Genomic DNA, 5015 nt, shown 5'->3' with positions numbered 1-5015 from the left:
AAATTGCCGGTCGGCACGGCGAAGGCCACCGGCCGGTCCGGCGCGCCCAGCGCCAGCGCCGCGGCGACGTAATAGACGGTCTGGGCCATGATCCGGGCCCAGTTGATCGAATTGACCGCCGAGAGATGGACCTCGTCGCGGAACGCCGCGTCGGCGAACATCGCCTTCACCAAGTCTTGGCAGTCGTCGAAGCTGCCCTTGACCGCGACGTTGCTGACATTGGCCGACAGCACCGTGGTCATCTGCCGGCGCTGCACCTCCGAGGTGCGGCCTTCCGGGTGCAGGATGACGATGTCGATGGCGGCGCGGTCGCGGCAGGCCTCGATCGCGGCGGAGCCGGTGTCGCCCGAGGTGGCGCCGACGATCGTCACCCGCTCGCCACGCTTGGTCAGCACATGGTCGAACAGGCGGCCCAGCAGCTGCAGGGCATAGTCCTTGAAGGCGATGGTCGGGCCGTGGAACAGCTCCATCAGCCACAGATCGTGGTCGAGCTGGACCAAGGGCGCCACCGCGGGATGGCCGAAGCCGGCATAGGTCTCGCGGGCCAGGGCCGCCAGCTCCTCACGGGTCAGCGACCCCTCGACGAAGGGCAGCATCACCTCGGTCGCCAGCTCGGCATAGGGCAGGCCGCGCAGCCGCCGCCACTCCTCCACCGACCGGGTCGGCCAGGTCTCGGGCAGGTAAAGGCCGCCGTCGCGGGCGAGCCCGGCCAGCAGCACGTCGTCGAAAGCAAGCGCGGGGGCGTGACCCCGGGTGCTGATATAGCGCACCGAAGCATTCTCCAGGACAGAAGCGGCGTACCCTAGGGCCAAGCCGGAAGCCGTGCAACTGGCCGGCTGCCGTGTCCGGAGCGATTCTGCCTATGGCTGGAGTTTCCTGCCGGCCGGGTGGCATGGCGGTTGCTTGGTCTGCCCCATCGAAGGGGATGAGGACTGAAATCCGATGCAGCCCGCCACCGCGGTCGTCGATGATCGATGCAACTGCCCAGGAAACGGGCGGCGGTCCTACCGCGCCGCAGCATCGCATCGGTGCTCGACCCGGAGCGAAACTCGGGGCAATCATTGAATCGGGGAGGCAATCAAACAGCGCCGTCAGATGAGGATGCGGCGCGCTTCAGACCGTGGCCGTGACCGGCCGCGCCTTCGAACCCCATGGACTCGGCCGGGCCGGCTTCGGTCGCCCGGCTGCCTGCAACCAAGATCCAGACGAGGACGCGATGGCGGATATGAGACAGCGAGGCATGCAGCGAGCCAGGGCCCTGGCCACGCCAGGCCCGCTCCGATGGGCCGCGACCGGCCTGCTGGTGGCGGCCGCCCTGATGGCGGCGTCGGTGACGGCGCGGGCGGAGACGGTGTTCAAATTCGCCTTCCAGGGCAATTTGAACACGCTCGATTCGTACCAGTACAACGAGACCTTCACGACGGCGACGATGAGCAACGTCTACGAGGGGCTGGTCACGCGCGACCGCGACCTCAAGATCGTGCCGGCGCTGGCCACCAGCTGGGAGGTCACGGATGACGGGCTGAAATGGCGCTTCCACCTGCGCCAGGGCGTGAAGTTCGCGAATGGCGACCCGTTCACCGCCGACGACGTGGTGTATTCGCTCGATCGCCTGCGGGCGCCGGGGTCGGACATCAAGAGCCGCGCACCGTCCGACATGAAGGCGGTCAAGATCGACGACTACACCGTCGACTTCACCGTGGGCCAGCCGAACCCGATCCTGATCGCGACCTGGGACCAGTGGCCGATCTTCGACAAGAAGTGGTCGGAGGCGAACAACGCCCTGATGCCGTCCTCCACCTCGGACAAGAATCCCGGCTATGCCGTGCTGCATTCCAACGGCACCGGCCCGTTCATGGTCGAAAGCCATGAGATCGGGGTGAAGACGGTGTTCGTGCGCAACCCGAACTGGTGGGGCAAGCCCGAGGGCAATGTCGACCGGGTCGAGTTCACGCCGATCGTTTCCCCCGCCACCCGCGTCGCCGCCCTGCTGTCGGGCCAGGTCGACTTCATCGACCCGGTGTCGGTGCAGGACCAGGACCGGGTTGCCAACAACCCCGGCACCACGATGATGACCGCGCCGGAGCTGCGGACCATCTTCCTCGGCATGGACCAGAGCCGGGACGAGCTGCTGTATTCCAGCGTCAAGGGCAAGAATCCGTTCAAGGACATCCGGGTGCGCCAGGCCTTCTTCCAGGCGATCAACGAGGACGCGATCGTCCAGCGCATCATGCGCGGCCAGGCCACGGCCTCGGCGCTGATGATCTCGCCCAAGCTGTTCGACCGCGCCGGCGAGTTCAAGCGCCTGCCCTACGACCCGGACGCGGCGAAGAAGCTGCTGGCCGACGCCGGCTACCCCGACGGGTTCGAGATCACGCTGGACTGCCCGAACGACCGCTACGTCAATGACGAGCCGATCTGCCAGGCGGTCGGGTCGATGCTGGCCCGGATCGGCGTGAAGGTGACGCTGAACGCCCAGCCGCGCGCCAAGCACTTCGCCAAGATCGGCAGCGGCGGCGGCTACGACACCAGCTTCTACATGCTGGGCTGGACCCCGGCCGGCAACGATGCGCTCAGCGTGTTCAACGACCTGGTCCGCTGCCGCAACGGCGCGGCCTATGGCCAGCAGAACGATGGCGGCTACTGCAACGCCAAGGTCGACCAGCTGACCGACCAGTTCGCGGTCGAAGGCGACAAGACCAAGCGCGACGATCTGATCGCCCAGGCCACCAAGATTCTGATCGACGATGTCGGCTACCTGCCCCTGCACCAGCAGGCGCTGTCCTGGGGCGTGTCGAAGAATTTCACCGTGTTCCAGCGGCCGGACGACTGGCTGATCTTCGACTGGATCAAGAAGAACTAGGGTCTGTGGCCCGACCGGCGGCGCCAGGGCGCCGCCGCCTTTCCTTCAGCCATGACGGGGTGCGATGCTGGCCTTCATCCTGACGCGTCTGGCCCAGGCGATTCTGGTCATGGCGGTGGTGGCGCTGCTGGCCTTCACCATGTTCCGCTTCGTCGGCGACCCGATCAACCAGATGGTCGGGCAGGACACCGGCGATGCCGAGCGCGAGGCGCTGCGCGAGAGTCTGGGCCTGAACGACCCGGTGGTGGTCCAGTTCGCGCGCTATGCCGTCCATGCCGCGACCTTCGATTTCGGCAATTCCTACCAGTTCAAGCAGCCGGTCTCCGGGTTGATCGGCGAGCGTGCGCCGGCGACGCTGGAGCTGTCGATCACCTCGGCCGTGCTCGCTTTGCTGATCGGCGTGCCGATGGGCGTGTTCACCGGCCTCTACCCCCAGCGCTGGATCTCGCGCCTGTTCCTCGGCGCCTCGCTGATCGGGGTGTCGCTGCCGACCTTCCTGATCGGCATCCTGCTGATCTTCGTCTTCGCGGTCGAACTCGGCTGGCTGCCGTCCTTCGGCCGCGGCGACGTGGTGCATCTCGGCTGGTGGAGCACCGGGTTCCTGACGATGTCCGGGCTGCGCTCGCTGGTGCTGCCGGCGATCACGCTCGGCCTGTTCCAGATGACGCTCATCATGCGGCTGGTGCGCGGCGAGATGCTGGAGGTGATGCGCACCGAATACATCCGCTTTGCCCGGGCCCGCGGCCTGCCCGACCGGGTGATCCATTTCGGCCATGCGCTGAAGAACACGCTGATCCCGGTCATCACCATCACCGGGCTGCAGCTCGGCTCGATCATCGCCTTCGCCATCATCACCGAACAGGTGTTCCAGTGGCCGGGCATGGGCCTGCTGTTCATCCAGGCGGTGTCGAATGTCGACATCCCGATCATGTCGGCCTACCTGCTGCTCAGCGCCTTCATCTTCGTCGTCATCAACCTGGTGGTCGACGTGCTCTATGCCTTCGTGGATCCGCGGATCCGCGTCGGGGCGGGGGGGTGACCGCGATGCGCCGACTGCTCGACAGCGACCTGTTCTGGCGCTTCCGCCGCTCGCCGCTCGCCATCGCCGCCCTGCTGGTCACGCTGGTGATGATGGCCGGCGCCGTGCTGGCGCCGCTGATCGCGCCGCAGGACCCGTTCGACCCGGCCAAGCTCGACATCATGAACTCGCTGATCCCGCCGGCCTTCGAGCCGCAGGGCGATCCGCAGTTCCCGCTCGGCACCGACGACCAGGGCCGCGACCTGTTCTCGGCCATCCTGTACGGCACCCGGATCTCGCTGCTGGTCGGCTTCGCCGGCGTGTCGCTGGCGATGGTGATCGGCGTCACCCTCGGCCTGGTCGCCGGCTATCGCGGCGGCTGGGTCGGCGCGATCATCATGCGCGTCGCCGATGTGCAGCTGACCTTTCCGGCCATCCTGATCGCGCTGCTGATCAACGGCGTCGCCGCCGCGCTGCTGGGCAAGGGCGGCGGCACCGACATCCAGATCGCGGTGATCATCATCGCCATCGGCCTGTCCTATTGGGTGCAGTATGCCCGGACGGTGCGCGGCTCGACCCTGGTCGAGGCCAACAAGGAGTATGTGTTGGCGGCGCGGCTGATCGGCCTGTCGGACTGGACCATCATGTTCCGCCACGTGCTGCCGAACGTGACCGGGCCGGTGCTGGTGATCGCCACCATCAACCTGGCGCTGGCGATCATCACCGAGGCGACCTTGTCCTTCCTCGGCGTCGGGGTGCCGCCGACCTCGCCCTCGCTCGGCACGCTGATCAACATCGGCAATCGCTTCCTGTTCTCCGGCGAGTGGTGGATCACGATCTTCCCGGGCGTGGCCCTGGCGATCCTGGCCCTGGCGGTCAACCTGCTGGGCGACTGGCTGCGCGACGCCCTCAATCCGAAGCTGCGGTGAGGGGGCCTGGCATGACCGAACCCACCCTCAGCGTCCGCGACCTCAAGGTCCAGTTCCGCAGCCGCCGCGGCCTGCTGACCGCGATCGACGGCGTGTCCTTCGACATCGCGCCGGGCGAGGTGCTGGGCGTGGTCGGCGAATCCGGCGCCGGCAAGTCGATCACCGGCACCGCCGTGATCGGGCTGATCGACCCGCCCGGCCGCAT

At 67.3% G+C, this 5015-nt stretch carries 5 protein-coding genes; 4 read left to right on the top strand and 1 reads right to left on the bottom strand.

What is annotated here, in order from left to right:
• Window positions 1–770 (bottom strand): pyridoxal-phosphate dependent enzyme (locus tag AC3XYG_RS29305; protein ID WP_489143411.1); only part of this gene is annotated, 770 nt, incomplete at its 3' end.
• A 470-nt stretch (window positions 771–1240) separates the two neighbouring features.
• On the opposite strand from AC3XYG_RS29305, the gene AC3XYG_RS29300 reads away from it, so the two are divergent.
• The 4 genes from AC3XYG_RS29300 to AC3XYG_RS29285 form a co-directional block, all read left to right on the top strand.
• Window positions 1241–2863, top strand: a complete 1623-nt coding sequence (locus AC3XYG_RS29300) for an ABC transporter substrate-binding protein (protein WP_489143410.1) — start codon at window positions 1241–1243, stop codon at window positions 2861–2863.
• Between the two features lie 64 nt (window positions 2864–2927).
• Entirely contained in the window at window positions 2928–3902 is a 975-nt protein-coding gene (locus AC3XYG_RS29295) for an ABC transporter permease (protein ID WP_489143409.1), read from the top strand.
• 5 nt (window positions 3903–3907) lie between these two features.
• Window positions 3908–4810 carry an ABC transporter permease gene (locus tag AC3XYG_RS29290; protein ID WP_489143408.1) on the top strand — a complete coding sequence of 301 codons (903 nt, stop codon included), beginning with the start codon at window positions 3908–3910 and terminating at the stop codon, window positions 4808–4810.
• Window positions 4811–4821: 11 nt separating this feature from the next.
• Window positions 4822–5015 (top strand): ATP-binding cassette domain-containing protein (locus AC3XYG_RS29285; RefSeq protein WP_489143407.1); only part of this gene is annotated, 194 nt, incomplete at its 3' end.

The organism is Inquilinus sp. (assembly GCF_057815775.1).
Note: the sequence above shows the minus strand (reverse complement) of the source record. Positions and strands in the feature narration are given on the sequence as shown.